This window comes from Lacticaseibacillus jixiensis, assembly GCF_042847315.1.
In the GTDB taxonomy this organism is placed as follows: domain Bacteria; phylum Bacillota; class Bacilli; order Lactobacillales; family Lactobacillaceae; genus Lacticaseibacillus; species Lacticaseibacillus jixiensis.
This window is the reverse complement of sequence record NZ_BAAFPR010000023.1, coordinates 1-25393: the sequence shown is the minus strand read 5'-3', so window position 1 is coordinate 25393 and position 25393 is coordinate 1. Positions and strand designations below refer to the sequence as shown.

General features: G+C 50.8%; 21 protein-coding genes. 2 read left to right on the top strand and 19 right to left on the bottom strand.

Features of this window, described 5'->3' with window-relative positions; all coding sequences use genetic code 11:
- Nucleotides 1–200: 200 nt before the first annotated feature.
- From ACGG90_RS12100 to ACGG90_RS12065, 8 genes are all read right to left on the bottom strand, one after another.
- Nucleotides 201–1289, bottom strand: a complete 1089-nt coding sequence (locus tag ACGG90_RS12100) for a PTS transporter subunit IIC (RefSeq protein WP_390409754.1) — start codon at nt 1287–1289, stop codon at nt 201–203.
- Between the two features lie 371 nt (nt 1290–1660).
- Entirely contained in the window at nt 1661–2884 is a 1224-nt protein-coding gene (locus tag ACGG90_RS12095) for an MFS transporter (RefSeq protein ID WP_390409752.1), read from the bottom strand.
- A 91-nt stretch (nt 2885–2975) separates the two neighbouring features.
- Complete coding sequence (locus tag ACGG90_RS12090) at nt 2976–3953, bottom strand: bile acid:sodium symporter family protein (RefSeq protein ID WP_390409750.1); 978 nt, start codon at nt 3951–3953, stop codon at nt 2976–2978.
- A gap of 86 nt (nt 3954–4039) precedes the next feature.
- Complete coding sequence (locus ACGG90_RS12085; RefSeq protein WP_390409748.1) at nt 4040–4363, bottom strand: metal-sulfur cluster assembly factor; 324 nt, start codon at nt 4361–4363, stop codon at nt 4040–4042.
- A 352-nt stretch (nt 4364–4715) separates the two neighbouring features.
- Nucleotides 4716–6464, bottom strand: a complete 1749-nt coding sequence (gene ilvD / locus ACGG90_RS12080; protein ID WP_390409746.1) for a dihydroxy-acid dehydratase — start codon at nt 6462–6464, stop codon at nt 4716–4718.
- Between the two features lie 212 nt (nt 6465–6676).
- Nucleotides 6677–7366, bottom strand: coding sequence for a ribose-5-phosphate isomerase RpiA (gene rpiA, locus ACGG90_RS12075; RefSeq protein WP_390409744.1), 690 nt, complete (start codon nt 7364–7366; stop codon nt 6677–6679).
- A 78-nt stretch (nt 7367–7444) separates the two neighbouring features.
- Nucleotides 7445–8227, bottom strand: coding sequence for a MurR/RpiR family transcriptional regulator (locus ACGG90_RS12070; RefSeq protein ID WP_390409742.1), 783 nt, complete (start codon nt 8225–8227; stop codon nt 7445–7447).
- Nucleotides 8228–8588: 361 nt separating this feature from the next.
- Nucleotides 8589–9872 (bottom strand): PTS sugar transporter subunit IIC, encoded by a 1284-nt coding sequence (locus tag ACGG90_RS12065; protein WP_390409741.1) that lies wholly within the window; start codon nt 9870–9872, stop codon nt 8589–8591.
- A 1076-nt stretch (nt 9873–10948) separates the two neighbouring features.
- On the opposite strand from ACGG90_RS12065, the gene brnQ reads away from it, so the two are divergent.
- Nucleotides 10949–12328, top strand: coding sequence for a branched-chain amino acid transport system II carrier protein (brnQ, locus tag ACGG90_RS12060; protein WP_390409739.1), 1380 nt, complete (start codon nt 10949–10951; stop codon nt 12326–12328).
- Between the two features lie 56 nt (nt 12329–12384).
- Here the strand turns inward: brnQ and ACGG90_RS12055 are convergent, their stop codons facing one another.
- The 5 genes from ACGG90_RS12055 to rpsL all read right to left on the bottom strand — a co-directional run bounded on the left by ACGG90_RS12055 (nt 12385) and on the right by rpsL (nt 18174).
- Nucleotides 12385–13236, bottom strand: a complete 852-nt coding sequence (locus ACGG90_RS12055; RefSeq protein WP_390409738.1) for an SDR family NAD(P)-dependent oxidoreductase — start codon at nt 13234–13236, stop codon at nt 12385–12387.
- Between the two features lie 73 nt (nt 13237–13309).
- Entirely contained in the window at nt 13310–14251 is a 942-nt protein-coding gene (locus ACGG90_RS12050) for a dihydroorotate oxidase (RefSeq protein ID WP_390409736.1), read from the bottom strand.
- Between the two features lie 759 nt (nt 14252–15010).
- The gene (gene fusA, locus ACGG90_RS12045; RefSeq protein ID WP_390409735.1) at nt 15011–17098 is read right to left on the bottom strand and encodes an elongation factor G; all 2088 of its coding nucleotides are present in this window, start codon (nt 17096–17098) and stop codon (nt 15011–15013) included.
- Nucleotides 17099–17228: 130 nt separating this feature from the next.
- Nucleotides 17229–17699, bottom strand: coding sequence for a 30S ribosomal protein S7 (gene rpsG / locus ACGG90_RS12040; RefSeq protein WP_390409733.1), 471 nt, complete (start codon nt 17697–17699; stop codon nt 17229–17231).
- A gap of 55 nt (nt 17700–17754) precedes the next feature.
- Nucleotides 17755–18174, bottom strand: coding sequence for a 30S ribosomal protein S12 (gene rpsL / locus ACGG90_RS12035; RefSeq protein WP_056964667.1), 420 nt, complete (start codon nt 18172–18174; stop codon nt 17755–17757).
- Between the two features lie 298 nt (nt 18175–18472).
- Here rpsL and ACGG90_RS12030 point away from each other — a divergent pair, with 298 nt between their 5' ends.
- Entirely contained in the window at nt 18473–18871 is a 399-nt protein-coding gene (locus ACGG90_RS12030) for a prepilin peptidase (protein WP_390409730.1), read from the top strand.
- A 353-nt stretch (nt 18872–19224) separates the two neighbouring features.
- On the opposite strand, the gene ACGG90_RS12025 is transcribed toward ACGG90_RS12030, so the two are convergent.
- From ACGG90_RS12025 to ACGG90_RS12000, 6 genes are all read right to left on the bottom strand, one after another.
- The gene (locus tag ACGG90_RS12025; RefSeq protein ID WP_390409728.1) at nt 19225–19902 is read right to left on the bottom strand and encodes an endonuclease/exonuclease/phosphatase family protein; all 678 of its coding nucleotides are present in this window, start codon (nt 19900–19902) and stop codon (nt 19225–19227) included.
- Nucleotides 19893–20480, bottom strand: a complete 588-nt coding sequence (locus tag ACGG90_RS12020) for a YitT family protein (RefSeq protein ID WP_390409727.1) — start codon at nt 20478–20480, stop codon at nt 19893–19895. Before ACGG90_RS12020 ends, ACGG90_RS12025 begins: the two co-directional genes overlap by 10 nt.
- Nucleotides 20477–21316: an MBL fold metallo-hydrolase gene (locus tag ACGG90_RS12015; RefSeq protein ID WP_390409726.1), complete on the bottom strand. Its 840-nt coding sequence runs from the start codon at nt 21314–21316 to the stop codon at nt 20477–20479. The genes ACGG90_RS12020 and ACGG90_RS12015 overlap by 4 nt, the downstream gene beginning before the upstream one ends.
- Before the next feature lie 193 nt (nt 21317–21509).
- Nucleotides 21510–22994 (bottom strand): ABC transporter substrate-binding protein, encoded by a 1485-nt coding sequence (locus tag ACGG90_RS12010; RefSeq protein ID WP_390409724.1) that lies wholly within the window; start codon nt 22992–22994, stop codon nt 21510–21512.
- Between the two features lie 52 nt (nt 22995–23046).
- Entirely contained in the window at nt 23047–23970 is a 924-nt protein-coding gene (locus ACGG90_RS12005) for a carbohydrate ABC transporter permease (RefSeq protein WP_390409723.1), read from the bottom strand.
- A gap of 12 nt (nt 23971–23982) precedes the next feature.
- Nucleotides 23983–24948 (bottom strand): ABC transporter permease, encoded by a 966-nt coding sequence (locus tag ACGG90_RS12000; RefSeq protein ID WP_390409721.1) that lies wholly within the window; start codon nt 24946–24948, stop codon nt 23983–23985.
- Nucleotides 24949–25393: the final 445 nt, after the last annotated feature.

The following is a 25393-nucleotide window of genomic DNA, read 5'->3' as shown; positions in this document are numbered from 1 at the left end:
TACCCCCTCATTGGTTTCTGTGCCTTAGATTACATTAAAATTAGATGAAAGTAAAGCAATTTTACTCATAAAGTTCATGTTTTCATCAAATAATCGACAACTTGTGCTATCTGTTATCATACCCGCCGATCCCCGATTTACGCAAATAAAAAGCACTGCAGCGATCTCATCAGCCGCTGCAGTGCTCTCATATTCACAGTTTAAACAATGGTCAGGTGCAGTTGCTTCTGGCTGACCCACTTCATGGCTTCTTCAAACTTGAAGACAACCGTGGAGAGAACGGCTGGGCCGACGATCCCAAAGACGATGTAAACCCAGAACATCTTCATGGAAACACTGGCTAACCCAACTGGTGCGATGAAGGAGCAAAGGCCTAAACCACCCATGGCGGCAGTCGTTTGGAAATGGAAGAAGATAGTGGCCAAAGGTGCCATCACAGCAGCAGATAACATTGGGCCGGCGGCTAAGGCAGGATTCTCCAGCCAGTTACCAAATTGGACTTTAGGGGTGATGACGCCTTGGGCGATGTTGGCGCCTAAGTCGTTTTCACGGAAGGAAATTGCAGTGAAACCAACATATTGTGCCGTGGTACCGATCAATGCGGCGCCAGCGGCTAATGGTGAAAGCATAACGGCAACAGATAATGCGGCAGAACTAGCAGGCGTCATCAGGAACAGGCCCCAAGCAACAGAGACGATGGCGGAACCAAGGATCGGGTTGACCAGCATGGTCTTGGCGATGATCCCGGATAACCAAACTAAGAATGGCGTGGTGACATAAGCAAACCCTAACCCAGCAACGATCCCGACGAAAGTTGCGGCAAATGGAACCAAGAACATATCCAAAGGCGTCTTACCGGTGAGGTAGTTGCCGACTAACACAGCAACCAAAGCTGCGGCAACGGCAGAAACTGGCTGGCCAGTGGTCATCACAACGCTGCCTGAAGCGTGGAGCATGGTATAGCCGGTAGCAGTGGCGTCGCCTTTAGTGGCCATATGGGTCAAGAAAGCGGCGTTAGCACCGATTGTGGAGCTGATCATCGCAGAGAATGCGACTAAAGTGTTGGCCCGCAGCGTCATCGCTACGGCAACCCCGAAGGCTGGGCCAAGCAAGACTTGCGCGATCGTCCCGACTTGGTACAAAGCAGTCCAGTGGGTGAAGTTTGCTAAGGCTTGGAACAAAAGCCCGATCCCTAAGCAAACCAGCACGGCATTTGCGACCCCGGCTGAAACTCGGTAAACCCAATCCATCATGGTTTTGGGTGATTCTGTATTAGCTGCATTCGACATTCCTGTCGCCTCCAAAAATTATGTTTGTGTGTGTACTGATAATTGCGAATGACTGTATATTAGGACAATCTCATTTGAATTGCAATCGTTTTTTAATAATTCTTTGAAAAATATCTAAAAACCGCGTGTTATCGGCGTTTGTACGGTAAGCTTTTTCTCATCCTTAATCTCATAATCGACCCATTTCCTGCAACACAGGCGCCGAAATCAAGCCCAAACACCCGAACGATCTGTTGCATCTTGGCTGGAAGGTTACATGACATCGGCAACTATTGGCCTCACATTATTCTTTCATCCATGCCTGATCAACCGCACCAAAAAAGCCAGCCGCCGCTTCTGCAAGATCCAGAATCGTTAGCTGGCTGACTTGTTCAGTCTTCTTGAGCGGCCAATTGGCCCTTGGTCCGCCATACTTCACGCGTGGCCGGGAACAAGATCAAAGCATTGACGCCTTCCATGATCGCCGTCATCATGAACACGCCGCGATAGTTGAACAAACTGGCGACAATCGAGCCTAACATTGGCCCAGACACTGAGCCCATCGCCTGAAAAGACTGATTGTAAGAAAAGATCCGCCCAAAACCCGCTTTTGGCACATATAGCGTCATCAAAGCCTGGATTGCCGGCAGCAAGGCGGCATCTGAGATCCCCAGCAGCATTCTTAACCCGCCAAGCTGCCAAATATTGGAAATGAAGCTCATTGGGATAAAACATACCACTGCCATGACCAAGCCGCCCATCAAGACTTTCTCCGGGCCGATTCGATCAGACAACGCCCCTAACAAGGGACTGGCGATCAGCGTGACGATCCCAGGCAAACTGGAAATCACCCCAGACACAAACGCCACTTGACCAGGATCTTTCACCATTGCATCAACTAACAGGCTGATAAAGCTGGTGATGGACATATTGGCGGCTTGGATCACCATCGTCGTGATGAACAGGCCCCAGATCAAGCGCGGATAACGAATCTGCTTGAAGATCTGGCGCGTTGGCACCATTTGCGCCTTTTGTACCGGGGTGAATTCTTCGTGCACAAAGAACAGTGTGAGCACAAACACCGCCAGCATCATCACCCCAGTGACCCAGAAGCTGGAACGGTAGCCAAACATCCCGGCCAGCGCCCCGCCTAATAACGGACCAAGTAAGGTGCCAACAACATTGCCAGTGGCCAAAGTGCCCAGCGCCTTGCCTGAGCGTTCAACTGGCACGCTGGCAGCGATGATCGCATTGGCATTGTTGATGTAACCGGAGAAACACCCTTGAATCGCCCGCAGCACCACCAGCACCCACACATTGGGCACAAAGCCGCACAAGGCGATCGTAAAAGTCATCCCTAAACTCGCCCGCAAACACATCGGCTTGCGGCCGTATTGGTCAGCTAAGCGTCCCCAAAACGGTGACACAATGGCTTTGGCTAAGAAGGTGATTGCAAACGCAAACCCGCTCAACAAATTCAACTGCCACTTTCCGAAATGTCCCAATGTCTGAATATATAACGGCAGAAACGGCATCGTCATGGAAAAGCCCATGCCGGTCATAAAGTTGCCGAACCACAGATAAATTAAGTTTGTCTGCCAGCGTTCACGTTTCATTCCTATCACCTACCTAATTTGTGTTGATCAAATACCAAAACAACGCGTCGAAGCCTTCGCCTCAACGCGTCGTGTGTATGACAGTCATATGCTAGTGGGTAGCACGAGCGGCAGCAGCCTGCCGATCCAGTGTCCCTTTGCTTTCAGAGTGGGCACGCCACCATGAAGACAAGACAGACCCGGAGATGTTATGCCAGATGCTAAACAATGTCGACGGGATCGCCGCAGCCGGGGCAAAATATGCCATGGCCAACGTCGCGCCTAAACTAGAGTCTTGCATCCCCACTTCGAAGGTGATGGCTTTGCGTTGCGGTTCTTTCAAGCGGATCAAGAAGGAGAAGCCCAACCCCAAAGCATAACCAGACAAGTTGTGTAAGATCACGACCGGGATCACGATGGCAGTGGCAGCCGTGAAGAGGTTGGCATGGTTAGCCGACACCACGGCACCAATGATCAATAAGATCGCCGCTTGTGAAACCAGCGGTAACGCGCGGGTGATCATGTCCACTTGCTTGCGGAACAAGGTGTGGATCACGACACCTAAGATGATCGGAACCAAGACAATCTTGATTGTGCTCATAAACAGGGATTGCGTTGGGATCGGCACATACTTGCCGGCATACAATACCAGCAAACCTGGCAAAGCCAAAGGTGCGATCAAAGTGGATAAGGTTTCGATGGACACATCAAGCGCCACATCGCCGCCTGCCAAGTAAGCCATCACTGAAGAACTCGTCCCGCTTGGGCAAGAACCCACCAAGATGACCCCAGCAGCCGTTGCGCCTTGAAGGTTGAAAATTTTGCATAAGACCACAGCGATCAATGGCATGATCACATAATGCGCCACTGTGCCTAACAGCACAGGCAAAGGCCGTTTCAAAATGCGCGCGAAATCTTCCCCGCGCAAGGTCAGTCCCATCCCAAACAAGATGATCCCCAACAAGTAGCTGGTGTTAGGAATGACTGCAGTACTAGTTGCTGGTACGAAATAGTTAAATGCCGCCCAAATGACGACGATCAGCGTAAACCAATGACTGACCCATTTACCAAAAGCTTCGACTTTATCCATAAGCTCGCCTCTTCATTCCTTAATAATTCATTAGCGCGGTGTTTCGCCCCGCGCGGCGTTGGCCCATTAGGCGATATGTTGATGGTTCAATAATGATAGCCTAGCGCCATTCTGGCATAGCGGCTCATTTTGTCCGGGGTCCAGGCTGGCGTCCATACAATATCGATCTTCACGGCAGAGACTTCTGGTTCTTTCTCCAGCGCCGATTCGATCATGTTCTCAAGTACTTGTGAAATCGGGCAGCCCATGGTCGTTAACGTCATGGTGACCGTCACGACCCCATCTTGCATACTCAAGCCATAAATCAAACCAAGGGCCACCAGGTCAACGCCTAATTCAGGATCGATCACAGACGTGAGATCCGCCAGTAAACGATCTTGCAAGTCTGAAGTCGTCGTTGTTTCTACCATAAGCAGCCTCCTTAGTGTGCGGCACGCTCAAAGAGCCGCACGAATTGATGGGTTTGAGTAACGTGATACGAAAAGCTGTCGAGTACAGCGTTAAATGCGCTTTGATTTCTTCGTCGAGCTGCGCAGCCCAACGCGATCGCGTGTAAGCTGTCCCGCGCCATTGGCAAAAACCGCCAGTGGCGCAGGCCATCTTACCCACATCGCTAAGTTCGAGCCGCTGCGCTCTGGGTTTCCTCGTCGAGCTGCGTGGCGCAACACGGCGTGATATAAGGCGTGACGTCAATTGGGCCAAAACCGCCCAACTGCCATCCCGTCTTATATCCACCGCGAAGAGCGCGCCACTTTGCTCTGGCTATTCGTCTTCTTTACCAAACAATTCATCGGCACCTAACATGACGCCGCCGGTGTTGGCGGAAGTGACCAAGTATTCATAGCGTGCCAAGTAACCGAAGCGGACTTTTGGCTTGAATGGCTTGAGTTCCTTGCGGCGCCGGGCGAATTCTTCTGGAGAAACGTCGGCGTTCAACGTCCGGTTGGTCAAGTCAATGGTGATCTTGTCGCCATCATGGATCAAGGCGATTTCACCACCAGAAGCAGCTTCTGGAGACACGTGGCCCACACAGATCCCGTGGGTGGCACCAGAGAAGCGGCCATCGGTGATCAAAGCAACGGTGCGGCCTAAACCGCGGCCGATGATGTCACTAGTTGGGTTAAGCATTTCCGGCATACCAGGGCCGCCTTTAGGGCCTTCGTAGCGGATAACCACCACGTCGCCGGCTTTAACTGTCCCATTATCGATGCCTTCAACGGCTTCGTCATGAGAATCAAAACATACGGCAGTGCCAGTAAATTCATGAATATCGTCATCAACACCCGCCACTTTAATGACGGAGCCGTCTTTGGCGATGTTGCCAAACAATACGGACAAGCCGCCTTCAGGAGAATAAGCATTGTCGATGGTGCGAATGACTTCAGGATTCTTGGTATGCGCGCCGGCCACATTTTCGCGCAGCGTTTTGCCAGTGTTGGTCAAGCGGTCCGGATGCAAGATACCGCCGTGTTCGATCAACTCGTTCAAGATGGCAGGGATCCCGCCGGCTTCGTGAACTTCTTCCATCGTGTAAGAAGAACTTGGCGCGATCTTGGCGATGTGCGGCGTCTTCTTGGCGATGACGTTGATGTCTTCTTCAGAGTACTTGATGCCTGCTTCATGTGCGATGGCCAAGCCGTGCAAGACGGTGTTGGTGGAGCCGCCCATAGCCATGTCCAAGGCAAAAGCGTCATCGATGGCTTCTTTGGTGACAATGTCGCGCGGCTTGATGTCGTGTTCCACGTTATACATCACCTGACGAGCGGCTTTGCGTACCAATTCGCGGCGTTCTTCAGAAGTGGCCAAAGCCGTGCCGTTGTACGGCAAAGCCAAGCCCAGTGCTTCCATCAAGGAGTTCATGGAGTTTGCGGTGTACATGCCGGCACAAGAGCCGCATGACGGACAAGCGTGGCGTTCAAGTTCCAAGAAGTCTTCTTTAGACATCTTGCCGTCTTTGAAGGCACCAACGGCTTCAAACACGGTCGAAAGGGTGGCGGCTTTACCGTGCGGGTCAACGCCGGCTTTCATTGGGCCGCCGGAGACGAAGGTGCAAGGCACATTGGTCCGTAAGCTGGCCATGATCATCCCTGGGGTGATCTTGTCACAGTTCGGCATGTATAAGACGCCATCGAACCAGTGCGCATTAATCACCGTTTCAGCTGAATCGGCAATGATCTCACGACTCGGCAGTGAATACCGCATCCCAATGTGGCCCATGGCGATTCCATCATCAACGCCAATCGTGTTGAATTCGAACGGGATCCCGCCGGCTTTGCGAATTTCTTCTTTGGCGATATCGGCAAGTTCGCGCAAGTGCACGTGGCCTGGCACAATCTCAATATACGAATTGCAAATCGCGATAAACGGCTTCTTCATATCCTCTGGATCTTTAACTTTACCAGTCGCGTACAACAAGCTGCGCCCCGGAGCCCGATCGACACCGACCGTAATTTCGTCACTGCGCTTTTGCATGTCGTCACCGCTGACGGTGAAGTTTAACGTGTCACTCATTTGCTCACCTTCCATGTTGGATTATCTGCCGAATCTTTTCGGTTAATGGCAATATTATCACCATTCTCTAATGTGTCAACAGGTAAATTTTAATTTAAGGCATGATCTACCAACTAAAAGGCTAATTAACAACAATATTTTGCCGGTTTTAAGCAAAGTAAAAAGGCTGCTCACCAGCAGGGTGAACAGCCTTTTTCTCATTTAGTGGCAACTTATTTAACGCGATGTTCGATGGTGCCGTCGCTTTTGGCGATCAACACTTCTGATGCAATGTTGAGAAATAACCCGTGTTCGACTACGCCGACGCACCCATCAAGATACGCCGCTAAGCCTGCTGGTACCGGCAGCGGATCGACGTTAAGGTCAATGATCCAGTTGCCATAATGTGTCTGCAAGCGGCTGCCGTCTGCTTTGAGCCGGTAACTGGGCTTGAGGCCGGCTTGTTCAAACTTGGCGAAGTTCTGCTTGGCAGATACCGGCAGCACTTCCACTGGCAAAGGAAAGCCGCCTAAGCGCTGACAAACCTTGGATTCATCCACGATCCACAAGTTCTTCTTGGAATTGATCGCCACATTCTTCTCCAACGTGTGCGCGGCCCCGCCGCCTTTGATGCCGTTAAGATCAGCGTCGACGCGATCAGCGCCGTCGATGGTCAGATCCAGCTGATCCACGTCTGCCAATTCGTTAACCGTAAAACCATTGGCCTCAAGTTGTTTCTGCGAGCGGCTGGATGTGGTCACGATCGCCGCCAAATTCAATGGGCTTTGCTGGTTGCGCTTGGCCAATTCATCGATAAAAAACGCCACTGTTGAGCCGGTTCCAACGCCTAAAGCCATCCCTGGCTGCACCATTTCGGCTGCGAGCTTGGCAGCTTGTTGTTTCAATTCGTCTTGTGTCGGCATAATTTCCTCCATGCTTGGTGTGACAACTACTGCTAATTCTAGCGCGCCACGCTGCGGCATTCAACATAAGTTAACCGCCTATAAATTTGCTTGTTCCAGCTGCCGCACGTTTTCCGGCCGCGCCAGCATCATGGCCCGGCGGGTGATCTTCTCAATGATATAAATCGCCGGGGTTTGACTGGTAAGATTGCCGCCGTCTAAGTCTTGCGGCGTAACGTAATAGGCCAGCGCCACTGTGGCCAAGCGGGCGATCGTGGAATTGGCCGAATTGGTGATGGCAATGATCGGCACCCCATGCTTAAGCAGCTCATTCATGTAGCCGATCACCACACGATTCTCGCCAGTTACCGAACAGATCACCGCACACATCGATGCGTACACCGCCTCGGAATAATCCACCAAGGGATGGGCGCTTGGTGCGCTCACCGCAAAAGACATGTTGACACTGTTGGAATAAGTCACGGCACCATATTCAGCCACGACATGCGAGGTGCCAACGCCGACCCACATCACTTGGGCGTGTTCGTATAGCAGGTGTGCAGCGCGATCCATGGATTGTTGGTATTGACCGTCTTCACAAGCTTGAATCGAGCGCACGATTTCGCCGCCGTCAATGTCGTTAGGCAGCTGGCCGCTGTTGTTGCGCTGCGTGTTATACATCCGCAGCTTGGTTTTGAACTCTGCCCAGCCGGAACAATCGAATTTCTGACAGAAGCGCTGAATGCTGGCGGTGCTGCAATAGGTCGCCTCAGCCAGATCACGGATGCGCATGTAAACCACGGCGTCCATGTCTTTGACGATTTCGCGATAAATCGTCATGTCTGTTTCGGTCAGGTCCGGTGTGTAGTTTAGAAAAAGCATAATGGCCTCCCATAAAACCCCTTGTATCACCTGCGAACAAATTGGATTTGTCCCCATGAATAATTTAATCGTTTACCAATGTTGTGGTTTAGGTAACCGGTAACGCATTCCCTTGCCTTTTCATCATATTATATCTTGTCACAAAAGCGGTTGCAATGATACAAATGCCAGAAATGTTACACTGTGTGACTTTTGACGAATTTGTTCCTACAACTTATTGAATCGCTGCCATTGCCGGTCCATCAGCTATCCAACAGGTCGTGTCACATTCATCAAACCCCAAGTGGCGATCGCCGCTGATACAAGTTTGCGCACCCACCAAAAAAGCCTGCTCCCAACATTGGGAACAGGCTGATCAAGCTTAGGCAGCCTTGGCTGCTTCAGCAGCGTCTTTCTTGTTTTGCATGGCGGTGGCCATGACCACAAACGGTGCATAAATGATCGTGGCGACCACCAAGTTGACTGCGGCGATCACCCCGCCTTGCCAGCTGGCCGTGGCGATCACCCCACCGATGATCGGCGGCGTTACCCAAGGCGCCATGACGGTACATGCCGGCATGAAGCCGGTGGTCGTCGCGAAGTAGGCGATGGTGATGCAGACCATTGGCGCAACGATATACGGTACAAACAAGATCGGGTTCAAGACGATCGGCAAGCCGAAGGTCAATGGTTCATTGATGTTGAACAACCCAGGGGCAAAAGACATCGATGCCACCATGTTGTAAGCTTTGTTCTTGCGGGCAAATAACCAAATGGCGATGATCAAAGAAATCGTCACCCCGGTACCGCCCATGTTAACGAATGAATCAAACAATGGCTTGTTAACCACATAAGGGATCTTCTCGCCGGCCTTCAACGCAGCCAAGTTGGCCGTGATGGCAGGGGCGTTGATGGTTTGCATGAATGGGTCGATCATGTTGGCCCCATGCAACCCGAAGAACCACAGGAACGGCGTGATGAACGCGATCAGCAGCGCCGTAGGATATGAGTTGGCCATCCCCATGAATGGTTGTTGAACAGCTTTGTAGAAGGCCAATACCAGGTTCTCGACATGCGCGGCGTTAAACAGCGTGGTGATAAACCCAAACACCAGCATCGTGATCATCGCAGGCAACAGCGCGGCGAAGCTGGTTGCAACCGCCGGCGGTACTGAATCAGGCATCTTGATGACCAAGTGCTTGTTGGCTTCCAAACGCCGGAAGATCTCAACAGAAATAATAGCAACGATCAAAGCAATGAATAAACCGCTGGAGTCCATCCCACTGGCCCCACCAACGGCGAAGAATGATCCTAATGAAACAATACCTGCAGCAACTGGCGCGGAGTTATAAGACTTTGCCAAGTTGTATGCGACCAAGAATGCGATCATTACGCCTAACACAGCGTAGGTCCCACTCCATAAGTTCCCCCCGAGCTTGGTCCAAATAAACGTCCCGTCCTTCATCTTCTCACTGAAGATCCCGTTCATCAGGGCTTGATAGCCCGGAATCGGCAGGTTATTGATCAAAGTCGCAAACGCGCCAAGGATCATCAGTGGCATCGTGTAGGCAAAAGCATCCCGGATCGCGATCAAATGGCGTTGGTTACCAATTTTCGCAGCGATCGGCAGGAAATGCTTCTCCATGAACGCGATAAATCTCTGCATAAACTTTTCCCCCTTTTTTGTTTCCGCTTACACTTAATGTTATAGCATCCCAACTCCAGGCGACTCAATGATACATGTAACAGAGCGGTGTATCACTGGATCGGCCCTACCTTAAGGTTACCAAGTTGACCCCAGTGATTGCACGCAAAAAGGGCAGAATTTCTTCTCAGTCGAATTTCATGGTTGACAGTGAGAAATCTCATGCTATACTCAGAATCAAGAAATCAAAATGCAATGAGAAAGACCAGTAATCGGTTTTGCGCTTCAAGCGAGCTTCGTCAGGTGGAAGGAAGCAAGCGCAAGCACGACGAATATCCCTTTCGAGCAGGACACCGAACTAAGTAACGTGTCATGGGAAACACCCATTATCGTGTTCGCGTATCGCCGTCATGGCTGTACGTTTCGAGGCTATTTGTGGCGACACAAGTAGCGAATTAAGGTGGTATCGTGCTGCGGCGCCCTTAGTGAAAACTAAGGGCGCCGTTTTTTTGTCCCAGAGCGGAGCAAAGCGCTCTTAGCGGCTGATATAAGGTGGGATGACGCAAAGGCGCTCTTGGCCTTGGCGGCGTCACAGCTTATATCACTGCCGCGTTGCTTTGCGCAGCTCGACGATACCAGAGCGGAGTGGCGCGCTTTTAGCGGGTCGGGTAGCCTAGCTGGCATGCTTGAGGCGCTTCTTGCCTCGAGTATGCCAGCGTAGCTAACCGCACCCGCGTTGCGCCACGCAACTCGACGACGATACCAAAGCGGAGTGGCACGCACTTAGCGATGTGTGTAAGGCGGGATGACGTTTGGGCGCTCTTGGCCCAAGCGGCGTCACGACTTACACGCAATCGCGTTGCGCCACGCAGCTCGACGCTACCCAAGCGGAGCAAAGCGCTTATATCACTGCCGCGTTGCTTTGCGCAGCTCGACGATACCCGAACACCCTACTCAAGGAATCAGTCCGCGGGAACCTAGGCCCGCATTCATTGCCCAAAGGAGATGGTGACCAATGAAAGATGGCATTAGCAATATTACGCTTGTTTGGACACCCCACGCGGTGTAAACCGCGTGATTACTAGGAGGAATTATCGATGGAGAAATTAACAGAAAAAAAGCTCACCAAAAAAGACTACTTGCTTGTCGCTTCAATGTTGTTCGGCTTGTTCTTCGGTGCCGGGAATTTGATTTTCCCGCTGCACTTAGGGCAATTGGCCGGCAGTCACTGGATCCCTGCGGCTTTAGGCTTCTTAGTCACCGCCGTTGTTTTGCCGCTGCTATCAGTACTGGCGGTTTCGGCAATGCATGCCGAAGGGGTTTATGATATCGGCAAGCCTTTAGGCGCATGGTTTGCGGTATTGTTCATGGTGTTGATCCATTTGACCATCGGCCCGCTGTTTGGTACCCCACGGACTGCCACGGTTTCCTTCACCACTGGGGTTGCACCGATGTTGCCAAAATCGATGCAATCTGGCGGCTTGCTGGTGTTCTCGGCATTATTCTTCTTGGCGGCGTTCTTGCTGTCATACAAGGAACAGCGCATCACCAGTGCCATTGGTAAAGCTTTGAACCCAGTTTTCTTATTGCTCTTATTCTTCGTATTCTTCTTTGGCTTCAGCCATGCCATGGGCCACGCCGGCGCGCAAGCCAGCGCCGCAGGCTACACTGCCTTAGGGGGCAGCTTCTTTAACGGCTTCTTGCAAGGTTACAACACCATGGACGCCTTGGCCGGGTTGGCCTTTGGGGTCACGGTGGTTACGGCGATCCGCGGCTTAGGCGTGCATCGTCAAAGCAGCGTCGCCAAAGTAACGGCTAAAGCCGGGGTCTTGGCTACCGGCATGATCGGTGTGGTTTACTTATTCTTGATCGTCCTGGGCGCGCAGTCTTTGGCTCACTTCAAACTCAGCGCTGAAGGCGGTACGGCATTCAACCAAGTTGTTACCTATTACTTCGGCGCCGCTGGCCATGCTTTGTTGGCGACCTTGTTGACCGTCACTTGCCTCACGACTGCCGTTGGTTTAGTTGCCGCTTTTGCCCAAGACTTCCATAAGCATTTCTCAGTACTTTCTTATGTGCAATGGCTGGCGTTAATGAGTTTTGCCAGTTTCTTAACGGCTAACTTCGGGCTTGCAACCATCATCGCATGGTCCACGCCAATGCTGATGTTCTTGTACCCATTTGCCATGGTCTTGATCCTCTTGAGTGTCACCGGCCGCTGGTTCAACCACGCCCGCGTGGTTTACGGCTTTACCGTAGCGTTCACCGCCGTACCGGCATTCTTTGACATGGTGGCCAACTTCCCAGCAGTTGTTTCTCAATCCAGTGTCGGCTTGGCCTTGACGAGTTTCGAACACAGCGTCTTCCCCTTTGCTGCAATGGGGATGGCCTGGGTCGTCCCAGCCTTGGTTGGCTTTGTTCTAGGCCTGGTTGTTTATCGTGTCCGTGAACGCGCTGGCGTCCACGCCACCAACTAGCTTCTTCCCAAAAGCAAAAAATTGCTCACACAGGTCAAACTGTGCGAGCAATTTTTTTATTCTTCTGCTTCTGTTGGCGTCTTGGCGACTTTAATGGCAAGCGCCGAGGCGAAGCGCATGACCTGCGCAAACACCCCTGGATGGATGCGGGCAAAAGCGGCAACGGCGCGATCAGCTGGCGCATTGTAATAGCGCCGATGCGGCCTTTTGTCAGTGGCAGCACGCAGGAACACTTCTGCCAAGTCTTCAGATGTGGCACTGGAGACAGTCAAGAAGCGGTCGAACAAGCTGAGGAAGCCATCAGTCAAACGCTGGTAAGGCGAATCCGGCTTGAGGTTGGCTTGCGCGTGCTGCATGGCGATGGTCGACCAGTTGGACTCGGTGCCACCAGGTTCTACAACCACCGAGCGCAAGTTGAACTGGCGAATTTCTGAGTCTAAAGTATCCGACCACGTGTTTAACGCATGCTTGGATACGTAATACCAGCCGCCCAGCGGTGAATACATATCCCCACCGATGCTGGAGTTGTTAATGATGCGGCCATAACCTTGTCGGCGCATGATTGGCAACACCAATTGCGCCAAATCTGCTGCCCCTAACAAATTGGTTTCCAACTGCTTGCGCGCACTGGCCAGCGGCACTTCTTCAAGCGGTCCAAACTCGCCATAGCCGGCGTTATTTAACAACACATCTAAGCGAGTTTGTTGCGTCAACGCCGCAGCGACAAAGGCCAAGTTGCTGGTGTGATCGCACACATCTAAGTGCAACGGGTGAATATTATCGCCGGTGGGAATCAATTGCTCACGCCGCGCGCCGGCAAACACCTGCCAGCCGTGATCGGCGAACAATTGCGTGGCGGCCTTCCCCATGCCGCTTGATGCCCCGGTGATCAAAATCGTTTTCTGCATAAGCTTTCCTCCGCATATTGATGGCTTTAGTGTAACACCGCCTAAGCCTTGCGCCCTCGGCCCAAAGTCGCAACTAATCCAGCGTCTTGAGCTTGCCGCGGAAGTCGTCGATAGTCGAATAGCCTTTCAGCAGCATGATGTCGTTGAGCTCCTTGGCGATGCGGGCGAAGATGGCGGTACCTTCATAGCCAAATTGCGTCCCGATTTGCAACATCGATGCCCCGCACAGAATGTGTTCAAAGGCGTCGCGGCCATTCATGATACCGCCCACGCCGATCACCGCAATCGACGGATTCAGACGTTGCGACAAGGCGCGCACGTTGGCCAAGGCCGTTGGCTTCACGCTGGCCCCGCCGATGCCGCCGAAGCCGCCTTTTGGTTTGATAGCCACGGTTTCGGTATCGAAATCAACCATTAAGCCATTACCAACACTGTTGATGGTGGTCACGAAGCTTAACGGGAATTGGTTGAGGATTGCTGCGATCGTATCGAAGTGAGCCAGGTCAAAATACGGCGGCAGCTTCACGCCTAATGGCTTCTGGTAGAAAGCAAACACTGCTTCTAAGGTCTTTTGCGTTTGGTCAAAATCATATGCGGTTTGCGGATGGCCTGGCACATTCGGGCAAGATAAGTTCAACTCCACGAAGCCTTGATAAGCCGAGTCGTTGATTTTGTGCAGCATGTCCAAGTTGTCTTGTAAACTGGTGCCGGCGATGGACAAGAAATTCGTCGTCCCTGGACGCTGCTGTTGATCTGCCAAAACGTACTTCAGATAATAATCCAAGCCATTGTTGGGCAAGCCCATGGAATTGAAGCTGCCATGCGGCATTGTCGTCATACGCGGTTCCGGATTGCCGCTGCGCGCTTGTGGCGTGGCACTTTTGGTCACGTAAGCGCCGGCTTGTGACTGCACCAGCGCGTCTAAGTCGCGTTTAGATTGGCAACGGATCCCTGCGGCGTTCATCAAGCAAGTATCAAAGTGGCGCCCGGCAATAGTGGTGGCAAGTGACAACATTTGATCAAATCTCCTTTTCTCAACTGTGCTTTCGACTTTACACTGTTTTCTATCATACCCTGATAACGCGCAAACGTCATCGGTAATTTTGGACAAATCAGGCGGTACAAAAGCGACGTACTGAACGATAAACGGTAACAGATTGCAATTGGTTACAAATCGATCAACATCATGCTACTTCCAAAGCAAAACTTAGACAATGAGAGTTAGCTGCTGATATTGTACCAGATTCAAATTCACCAACATCCATAATCTGCAACTATTTGATCATTGGACAACTCACCACTCTGACCAAATCACAGAGGCGTTAAATCTTTGAACTTCGGCGGAAACGGCGAGCGGAGGCGGCTGGGGCGAAGGCCAAATGGCGTCAGTGGTGTCGTTCTACTTAGCATCGTAGCGCAACGCGCGGAGGTGCTTAGAAGAAGGCGCGCGGGCGAGATCCACTCGACAGGCGCAGCGCAGCGGAGTTGTCGAGTTAGCTCGCCCGCCGCCCACCACGTTCCACGCCATTTGGCCGAAGCTCCAGCCGCCTCCGCTCACCGTTTCCGGGCCTTACACTCCGCCCTAAACCCGCTTTGCTCCGCTCTGGGGTCTTCGTCGAGCTGCGCAAAGCAACGGGCTTGCGTGTAAGTCATGACGCCGCTTGGGCAAAGAGCGCCCAAACGTCATCCTGCCTTACACTCCGCCCTAAACCCGCTTTGCTCCGCTCTGGTTACAAAAAAAGTGCCTCACCATAATGGTGAGACACTTCCAGCATTAATTGCCGCCGTTCTTCTTGATGATTTCTTCTTGAATAGACTTTGGCGTTGGTTCGTAGTGATCGAAAGTCATGGTGAAAGTCCCACGGCCTTGAGTTGCGGAACGCAAAGTCGTTGCGTAACCGAACATTTCAGCCAGCGGTACCATGGAGTTGACGATCTGGGCGTTACCACGTGCTTCCATGCCTTCGACACGGCCGCGACGAGCGGTAATTTGACCCATCACATCACCAAGGTAATCTTCTGGGACAACGACTTCAACGTGCATGATCGGTTCGAGGATCACGGCACCAGCCTTAGAAGCAGCGTTCTTCAACGCGATAGAAGCCGCAACCTTGAAGGCCGCTTCAGAAGAATCGACTTCATGATAAGAACCATCATAAAGCTTAGCCTTAACGTCGATCAATGGGTAACCGGCGAGGACACCGTTAGCCATTGCTTCCTTCAAGCCTTGTTCAACAGACGGGATGTATTCACGAGGAACCACACCACCGACAATGGCATCTTCAAATTCGAAGCCTTTGCCTTCTTCATTAGGGGTGAATTCGATCCAAACATCACCATATTGACCTTTACCACCAGACTGGCGAACAAACTTACCTTGTGCGCTTGCTTGCTTGGTGAAGGTTTCACGATAGGCAACTTGAGGTTCGCCAACTTTGGCGCCGACCTTGAATTCACGCTTCATCCGGTCAACCATGATATCCAAATGCAGTTCGCCCATGCCGGCGATCAAAGTTTCGCCAGTTTCAGGGTTAGTTTCAGCTTGGAAAGTCGGGTCTTCTTCAGAAAGCTTCTGGATGGCAACATCCAGCTTATCACGGTCTTCTTTAGAATCAGGTTCGATGGAAACTTGGATAACTGGGGCTGGGATCTCCAGAGATTCAAGGATCAATGGGTGATCAACGTCAGTCAAAGAATCACCAGTGGTGGTGTTCTTCAAGCCGATAGCAGCAGCGATATCACCAGAGAAGACTTCAGGAATTTCTTCACGGTGATTGGAGTGCATCTGCAACAGACGACCAACACGTTCACGGTTGTTCTTGGAAGCGTTAAGCACGTAAGAACCGGCTTCAAGCGTCCCAGTGTAAACCCGGATGAAAGTCAAACGGCCAACGAAAGGATCAGTGGCGATCTTGAAGGCCAAGGCAGCGAATGGCTTGTCGTCGCCGGCAGTCAATTCAACTGGTTCTTCAGTTTCAGGATCAGTGGCGTTGTAAGGCTTAACATCCAATGGGGATGGCAAGTAGTCAACAACACCATCAAGCATCATCTGAACACCCTTGTTCTTGAAGGCAGAGCCAGCAAAAACTGGGAAGAATTCCAAGTTCAAGGTTGCTTTACGGATCGCAGCCTTTAATTCTTCTTTGCTGATTTCTTCGCCGTTCAAGTACTTGTCCATGATGCCTTCATCGACGTCGGCAACGGCTTCGATCAAGTCAGTGTGGGCTTGTTCAGCTTCTTCTTTGTAATCGTCCGGAATGTCAACAACATCCCATTCGGAACCCAAAGCATCTTCGTCGTATAAATCGGCTTTCATTTCGATCAAGTCGATGATACCTTCGAAGTTGTCTTCAGCACCGATTGGCAATTGCATGGCGTGGGCATTAGCGCCTAAACGATCATGCAAAGTCTCAACGGAATACTTGAAGTTTGCGCCGATCTTGTCCATCTTGTTAACGAACACGATCCGCGGAACGGAATACGTGGAAGCCTGACGCCAGACGTTTTCAGTCTGAGGTTCAACCCCAGCCTGGGCGTCTAAGACAGTCACGGCACCATCAAGCACACGCAAGGAACGTTCAACTTCGATAGTGAAGTCCACGTGCCCTGGGGTGTCGATGATGTTGACCCGGTGATCCTTCCAGAAGGCTGTAGTGGCAGCGGACGTGATCGTGATCCCACGTTCTTGTTCTTGTGCCATCCAGTCCATCTGGGACGCGCCATCATGAGTTTCACCGATCTTGTGGATCTTACCGGTGTAATACAAGATACGTTCGGTAGTAGTGGTCTTACCAGCATCGATGTGGGCCATGATCCCGATGTTGCGGGTCCGGTCTAACGGAAATTCACGCTTGTTGGCCATGTGAAAGTAGTTCTCCTCTCAAATTTAAGGTGTACGTTTGCAAGCATACTAAATACACTTGCGAGTTTCTATGGATAAAACAATTGGCTACTATATGCCAACAAAGGAAGGATATAATAGCCAAACTGTCTTACCAACGATAATGTGCAAAGGCGCGGTTAGCGTCTGCCATTTTATGGGTGTCTTCACGCTTCTTAACAGCCGCACCGGTGTTGTTAGCCGCATCCATGATTTCGCGCGCAAGGCGTTCGTCCATAGTGTGTTCACCGCGAGCACGGGAGTATTGCGTAAGCCAACGAAGGCCGAGAGTCGTCCGACGATCTGGACGGACTTCGATCGGCACTTGATAGTTAGAACCACCGATACGGCGAGCCTTAACTTCAAGCACTGGCATAACGTTCTTCATTGCTTCTTCGAAGACGTCGACTGGTTCGTTGCCAGTTTCCTTCTTAATGATATCAAATGCAGAATATAAAATCGTTTGGGCCTTACCGCGCTTACCGTCGATCATCAAATGGTTGATCAGGCGGGTAACCAGCTTAGAATTGTAAACTGGATCAGGTAAGACGTCACGCTTTGAAACAGTACCTCTACGTGGCATGCTGATTGCCTCCTCTTATAGTCGTGTTAGTTATTGAAACGTTGTAATCAGTTGATTACTTCTTGGCCTTAGGGCGCTTTGCACCGTACTTGGAACGAGATTGCATACGGCCGTCAACACCGGCAGTATCAAGCGTCCCACGGATGATGTGGTAACGGACCCCTGGCAAGTCCTTAACACGGCCCCCACGGATCAACACAACACTATGTTCTTGCAGGTTGTGGCCGATCCCTGGGATGTAGGCTGTCACTTCGATCAAGTTGGACAGACGCACACGGGCATACTTACGCAAAGCTGAGTTTGGCTTCTTTGGTGTCATGGTGCCGACACGAGTAGCCACCCCACGTTTTTGCGGAGCTGGCGTGTTAGTAAGAGACTTCTTCTTGCTGTTATAACCGAAGTTCAACGCAGGAGAGTTGGACTTGGTTACCTGAGACTTGCGACCTTGACGTACTAATTGGTTAATAGTAGGCATTTCAAGGTTCCTCCTTTCGATTCTGGTTTAACTTTTCAAGTCCACACATCCAGGCGGTTCATTTTTAATCATAAAAAAATGGCCTACTGGACGGCGAAGTGGCAATTGACCAGTTCGCACGTCCGGGAAACCCGAATAACTGGAAAAAAGCACCTTTGATAGTATACTAAGTTTTCACGTCGAGTGTCAAGCACTTCTCTTGGCAACTGCGAGAAATTTTTTGCTGAACTGCGGCGAAAAGCAAACCATCACCGCGTATACCAAGCATAGCACCTTTTCACCCCAAGGAGGTGAGCTCATGCTGCTTACACTCGATTTTTTCATTGGACTGGGCATTTGGTCTGTCTGTGATTGGCGCAGCCAAAGCGTTCCTGCCTGCCCTTTTGAAGTATGGTGCGGGTTAACCATCATCGCTCAATTGGCCACAGGCAGCTTATGGTGGCCGCCTGTAGTTTGGTTCATTGGTGCCTACCTGCTGGTGTGGCAACACTGGCTAGGCTCTGCCGATGCTTGGCTGTTGGCCGTCTTGGCCAGTCGCTTTCCCACCGCTGCCATGCTGTGGCTGCTGTTGTGCGCGTGTATCACCGGCTTGGCGTACGGCTTGATCAGCCATCATCATGATTTGCCTTGGCTGCCGCACTTGGCATTGGCTGCTGTCGTGTGCAGCCTCATCCCTAGCAGCTGGTTAGTGCTTTAGCCAGCTGAAACGGCACAAAACAGCGTATCGCGATTTAGCATTCGTCTCGCGATACGCACTGCTTTGTGTTATAAAACATCCTTCGTATCTGATCTGCTTTGGTATCGTCGAGCTGCGTGGCGCAACGCGATTGCGTGTAAGTCGTGACGCCGCTTGGGCCAAAAGCGCCCAAACGTCATCCTGCCTTACACACATCGCTAAAGACGCGCCACTCCGCTTTGGTATCGTCCAGCTGCGCAAAGCGACGCGGCAGTGATATAAGCTGTGACGCCGCCAAGGCAAAGAGCGCCTTTGCGTCATCCCATCTTATATCAGCCGCTAAGAGCGCTTGCTCCGCTTTGGTATCCAGCAGCTTAATAGTCGATTTCGCCAATCAACATCTGATGGTCTGACAAGATGGTGTCTGCCACCCAGCGCTTGTGATAATGCACAGCAGGCGACAGCAAGATATTATCGATTGCAAATACACGCATCGTTGGGTCACGCCAAGAGAAAGTCTCAAACCATTGACCGCCATCACCATTCAGCAGGCACCAATCTGGTTGGAACGCCTGCCATTCGGCGTGACTTTGATCCATGTTAAAATCTCCCAAAACCACCTTTGCTGGTAGGGGATCCGTGGCGATCAGCTGCTTGAGCGCGGCGACTTGTTGGCGGCGGATCGCTTCGCTTTCAAACGAAAGATGCGTGTGATAAAGCGACAGCGTCTGGTTATACACGGCATGTTGGCAGATTCGCGGTTCATCACCATGCGCAGCGTAGCGATAAACAGAAGAATCAGTGAGGGCTTGATCGGCAAACAAGGCCAGCCCGTATGCGCCGCCTAACAACGGCATACTGGCAGCAAATTCATATTGATAATCAGCGCCGGCGATCCGCTTGGGCATGTCCAAAGGCATCCGTGTTGTGTTCACGTCGACTTCTTGGGCCCCAAGGATATTCACCTGCTTGCGCCGGCACAAGCGGTTGATTGCCTCACAATCCGGCTGGCGGCCGCCAGCCACATTAAACGTTGCAATATTCACGCGCACAAGCGTTGCTCCTTTAATAAACGATTTAGTATCACCGTATACAGCACACTGAAGACGACTCCCAGCAACACACTGCGCCAACCCAAAACCAATGCGCCCAGCATTAATACGATGAGGTTTAAGTCGCGGATCAAGGCGGCGACTGACATGTGGGGATGAAACTTCACCCAAATCAACGCGATCACATCGACGCCAACTGTTGAGGCCCCTTCAGATAAGCAACAATAATAGCCAAAGGCGATCGCCAAACTCGCCAGCGGCAGATCCAACCACAATATAGCGGGGTACTGCAAATGAAACATCGCGCACAAATCAAAGCTCAGAATATAGGCAATACTGGAGAATGCCGATTTGAGCAAGTTTTCTCGGCCAAGCCACTTCCAGCATGCAATCAGCAACCCGATGGTCAACACGTTAGTCCATAAGGGCACATTGCCATAACCCGATTGCGTCAAGATCAAAGCCAAGCTTGTCACGCCGCCATTGATCAAGCGTTGCGGTACCACCCACTGTGCATAAGCCAAGGCCATCACAAAATCACCAAGTGCAATTTTTGCCAACGACCGCGTTAAATTCACACCGTTACCTCCAGGCCATCATATGCTGTCACATACCCCACTGCATCAGCTAACACCTGCATTTGCGCATAAGTTGCCCCGGAATTATGCGAATAATGGCTGGTCACAATTACCGGCGTTTCAGCTAACAGCCCATGCTTAGCCAGCGCTGCAACAAACGCCACATCTTCTGTCAATGACATGTGCATCGGCCCGGCACTTGGCAATCCTTGGCCGGTACAATCCAGCGACAACAAATCAAAGCGCAACCCTTGCGCCGCCAGCCATGCAAACTCTGCTTCAGGCAGCATCCCGGTATCATGGGCATACAACAAGGTATGCCCATCGTGCAGATCTTGAATTGCATAGATGAAACAGTCACCTTCAAAATGCCCATGTTGGGCTGGCAGCGGATAAACACGATAATGACTGATCACCACTGGCTCGTGAATGTGCAATACCTGATATTGAATGCGTGTCGGATCACTGCGGTCTTCCAAGGCAAAGGCGCGCGCATAGAAATCTTCAACGTATGCATTGCCATACACGGTCAATGGCGCCAAGGGGCCTTTTGCATAACCATGCATTCTCAGTGTGAGGTCTTCACCATAGAAGTGATCGGCATGCCAATGGGTGATAAGTAATGTCGTGATCTGACCCAAATCAAGTTGATATTGCAGCATGTGTAAATAACTATCGCCAGAAAAATCGAGTAACAGGTGATCATCCAACAAGGCTTGCTGCTGAGTCCGCCGATCCCGGCCGCCGACTTGCCAGGCATGTTGGCACACGGCGCATTGGCAGAATAACGCCGGCACCCGCTCGGCAGCGGCGGTGCCTAAATATTTAAGCTTCACGTTATTATCCCTCTCATTTTCGTCGAGCTGCGCAAAGCAACGCGGGTGCGGCTAGCTACGCCAAGCTGCACGAGGCAAAGTGCGCCTCAAACAGCTTGGCTAGGCTATCCGACCCGCTAAAATCGCTTTGTTCCGCTCTGGATACAAAAAGGCTGAGCGCCTAATTTCGCCGCTCAGCCCAATTTTTGCGCGTCTAATTCTTGGCTGCCAAGAATTTATCGTATTGCGCCTGCACCGTTTTTTGCACCTTAGCGTAACCGGCTGCCGCCAGTTCCTTATCCATCTTCTCAATGGTTGGTACTGGATCTACGGTACCGGTGTTGATAATATCAGAATACTTGCTCATCACATTGGCAATGTTAGTCATTTCTGTCTTCACCGATTCGGTGTTTGGCACAAAGCCTAAACCAGCAGATTCTTTCGTATCCTTGATGGACTGGTCACGTTCGGCGATTTGCGCATCGGTGACGCTGTCTTTTGTATACAACAATTTGTTATTGCCAGTCATCCAAGCCCCGTAATAAGTCTTGGCTTGGTAACCTTTAAGGGTCTTGATCTTGCCTTTTTGCTTGTCAGTGAATTCCCATTGCTTGCCTTCGATCCCCCAAACCATTGTGTTGAGGATCTTCTTGTTGGTGTTCAATTCGTTAAGCACTTGGACGGCTTCTTTCTTATGCTTGGAAGCCTTAGACACCACGTATACCGCCATTTGGGCATCGGCAGTGGACTTGTACGGCGTCGAGATCCCTTTGGTCACAACAGTTTTGCCGATCCGGGCATTCTCTAAAGCCGTGTTGCCATAGTCGAATGGGCCGTTGGTTTCGATGCGCATAAACCAAGTGTCCTCAGGCAAGGTGTATTGCGTTGTTGAAGTGGCGGCGTCCTTGGGAATGTAGCCGGCTTGATACCATTTGTGCAAAATCGCCAGGTTATTGCGCATGGTTTCGGTGTCGTACGGGTTAACAATCTTAGTGGACTTGCCTGCCGCATCTAAAACCAACGGCACCGAGTTGCCTAATGGGTATTCATAAGTGTGCGTCGCATCATATACCGGCGCGTGGTACCCTTTAACGATGGCAAAGGCCGCCTTGCTTGGGTTGGCTTTATGGAAAGCCGCCAATGCCGGGGTGGCGTCATTTAATGTTTTCACGGCATCAACATTAATGTTGTCTGACTTCAAATACGTGCCGTTAAACACCAGTTTTTCGGAAGAAAAGACATTGGCATTGGTTGGGAAGCCGAAGATCTTGCCATCGACTTTGACCCCTTTCCAATACGCATCATTAACCGAAGCATAAGCTTTCGGCGCATATTGCTTGATCAAACTGGTCAGATCTGCAAAAGCCCCTTTGTGGGCGTTATCCACATAGCTGCCTTGCGAGAAGGCCAAATCAAAACCTTCACCAGAAGTCAACATCACGTTATATTTTTGAAGATAGTCCCCCCAGGCAATTGGCTTGATTTGTAATTCGATTTTGGGATATTTCTTCTGGATCTCTTTGTTGACGATCTTCATCATTTCTTTGGAATTCGTCAACTCATCGCCTGGACGATACATTGTCACGACAGTTTTCCCACCACTCTCACTACTGGAACTGCTCTTGTTGCCACACCCGACCAAGAACAAGGCGGCAGCAGCAAAGCCAACTAGCGCAAACCCTTTGTGCCACTTATTCATCAGAAATCCCTCCTGTTAGTTGTGAGTTGTAACAAATCCAAGTCCGCTTGAATCAACCTTTGACCCCGCCAATCGTCATCCCCTTGACGAAATATTTCTGGAAGAATGGATAAGTCATCGCAATTGGTAATGTGGCCACCACAACAACTGCAAAGCGCATTCCTTCAGTGGGGATCTCGGTACCTGCTGCCATTGTGGATCCCCCTTGGGCGGCTTGTTGGGTCAACATCTCGATATTATTCTGGATCTTCACTAATAAATATTGTAACGGCGTGACACTTGGATCATCGGTATAAAGCATCGCATTGAACCATTCGTTCCAATAACCTAATGCCGAAAACAAAGCGATTGTGGCAATCCCTGGTACCGCCATGGGCACCACAATGCTTTTGAAGATCCGCAATTCACTGGCCCCGTCGATCCGTGCTGATTCAATGATCGACTCTGGAATCTGCGTCAAGAAGAAGGTCCGCATGATCAACACATTGAACACCCCAAAGGCCGGCGGCAAGATCAACGCCCAGATACTGTTTTTCAGATTTAATAACTGGGTAACCACCAAATAATGCGGCACCATGCCTGGAGTAAACAGCATCGAGATCAAGGCGAAGATCGTAAAGAACTTCTTATAATCAAAGTCCCGCCGAGAAATCGCATAAGCATAAGTCGAGCAAAACAAACTGTTCATGCACGTCCCAATGACCGTAACCACCACCGTGACCCCGAAGGAGCGGATCACTTGACCGCCCATCCCTGTCAGGTATTCATAACTGGCAAACGTCCAATGCTTCGGCCAGAATTGGTAGCCGTAGATCGCCATATCACTTTCCTTGGTCAAAGACAGGATCACGATAAAGACGAACGGCAAGACACAACTCAAGGCAAAGATGCCCAGAAAGATATTGAAAAACAGGTTCGTCCCAGCGCTAAATTTGCGGATCTCCACCGCGCTAATGTGCTTTTTCTTCTTAGCCAAGACTTCCCCCTCCTAAAACAATGCAGAATCAGGTTGCAATTTTCGCACAATGGCATTGCTGCCTAAGATCATGATCGAGCCGACCACTGATTGGATCAAACCCGCGGCCGTCGACATGCCGATGTCATTGGTTGTCGTCAAGGCGCGATAAATATACGTGTCAAAAGTCTGCGTCACATTGATCAATGTGCCAGACGCCCGCGGCATTAAGTAGAACAACCCGAAGTCTGAACGAAAGATCCCGCCGATGTTGATGATCAACATCAACGTCGCAATCGGCAGCACATGCGGCAAGGTGACGTTCTTAATTTGCTGCCACTTGTTGGCGCCATCGATCATTGCCGCATCGTAATAAGACGGATCGATCCCAGAAGCCGTGGCGAAATACAAGATACTGTTATACCCGATTCCTTTCCAAACCCCCATAAAGACGATGATGAACGGCCATACCGCAGGGGTGTTATAGAAATCGATCGCCTTGCCGCCGGAAGCGGTAATCAAGTGATTGATGATCCCTTTATCCGCAGACAAGAAGGCATACAAGAAATAGGCCAAAATCGCCCAAGACAGGAAATACGGAAACAGCATTGACGTCTGAAATACCCGCAACAGTCGCACGTTGCGCATTTGACTCATCACGATGCCAAAGAAGATCGCAAAGAAGAAATTCAACAACAAGAAGGTCAGATTATACCCAACTGTATTGCGCAAGACGATCCAGAAATCCTGCGACTTAAAGAAGAATTCAAAGTTCTTGAAGCCAACCGAAGGGCTGTGAAACAAGCTATACAAGAACCCTTGATCGGAATACTGGAAATTCTGAAACGCGACCACATTAGCAAGCACCGGAATGTAGAAGAAGAAGATCAAATACAATACCCCTGGTGCGACCAATAAGAAGAAAATACGATTTTTGTATAGTTTTGCAAAAAGCCCTTTTTTTCGAGTTCCCGAAACGGCAGATTGCGAAGTCTGCATCACCATTCCTCCTTTATTCATGATATAGGTTCATTATATAAGCGCTTACAATTATGTTCAGTTGCCAAATTATGGGTCTTCGTTGCCAAACTATGGCATTTAAGGCCAGTGACCAAGACATCAGTCACTTAGTCGCGTTCCACAAAGCAACGCCAAATAACGCAAACTGCTCTGCACCGCGATTCATAGTGCGAATCGTGGTGCAGAGCAGCTTGCGTTATTGGCTAAAAGCGCTTTATGTCTCAGCCTCCGATTCCTACGATTAGTCAAGGGTTTTGAACTAGGTTTTAGGTCTTGAACTTGTGATCCTGGTCTTATGTTTTATGTTTTATGTTTTAGGTTTTGTGGACTCTGTATCAAAGAGGGAGGGGCCGAAAACGGTCGTCACTTTTTTGGTAAGCTAAATACGCTTCGCCTGATCACTTTAAAAATGTGGTGGTTTGAA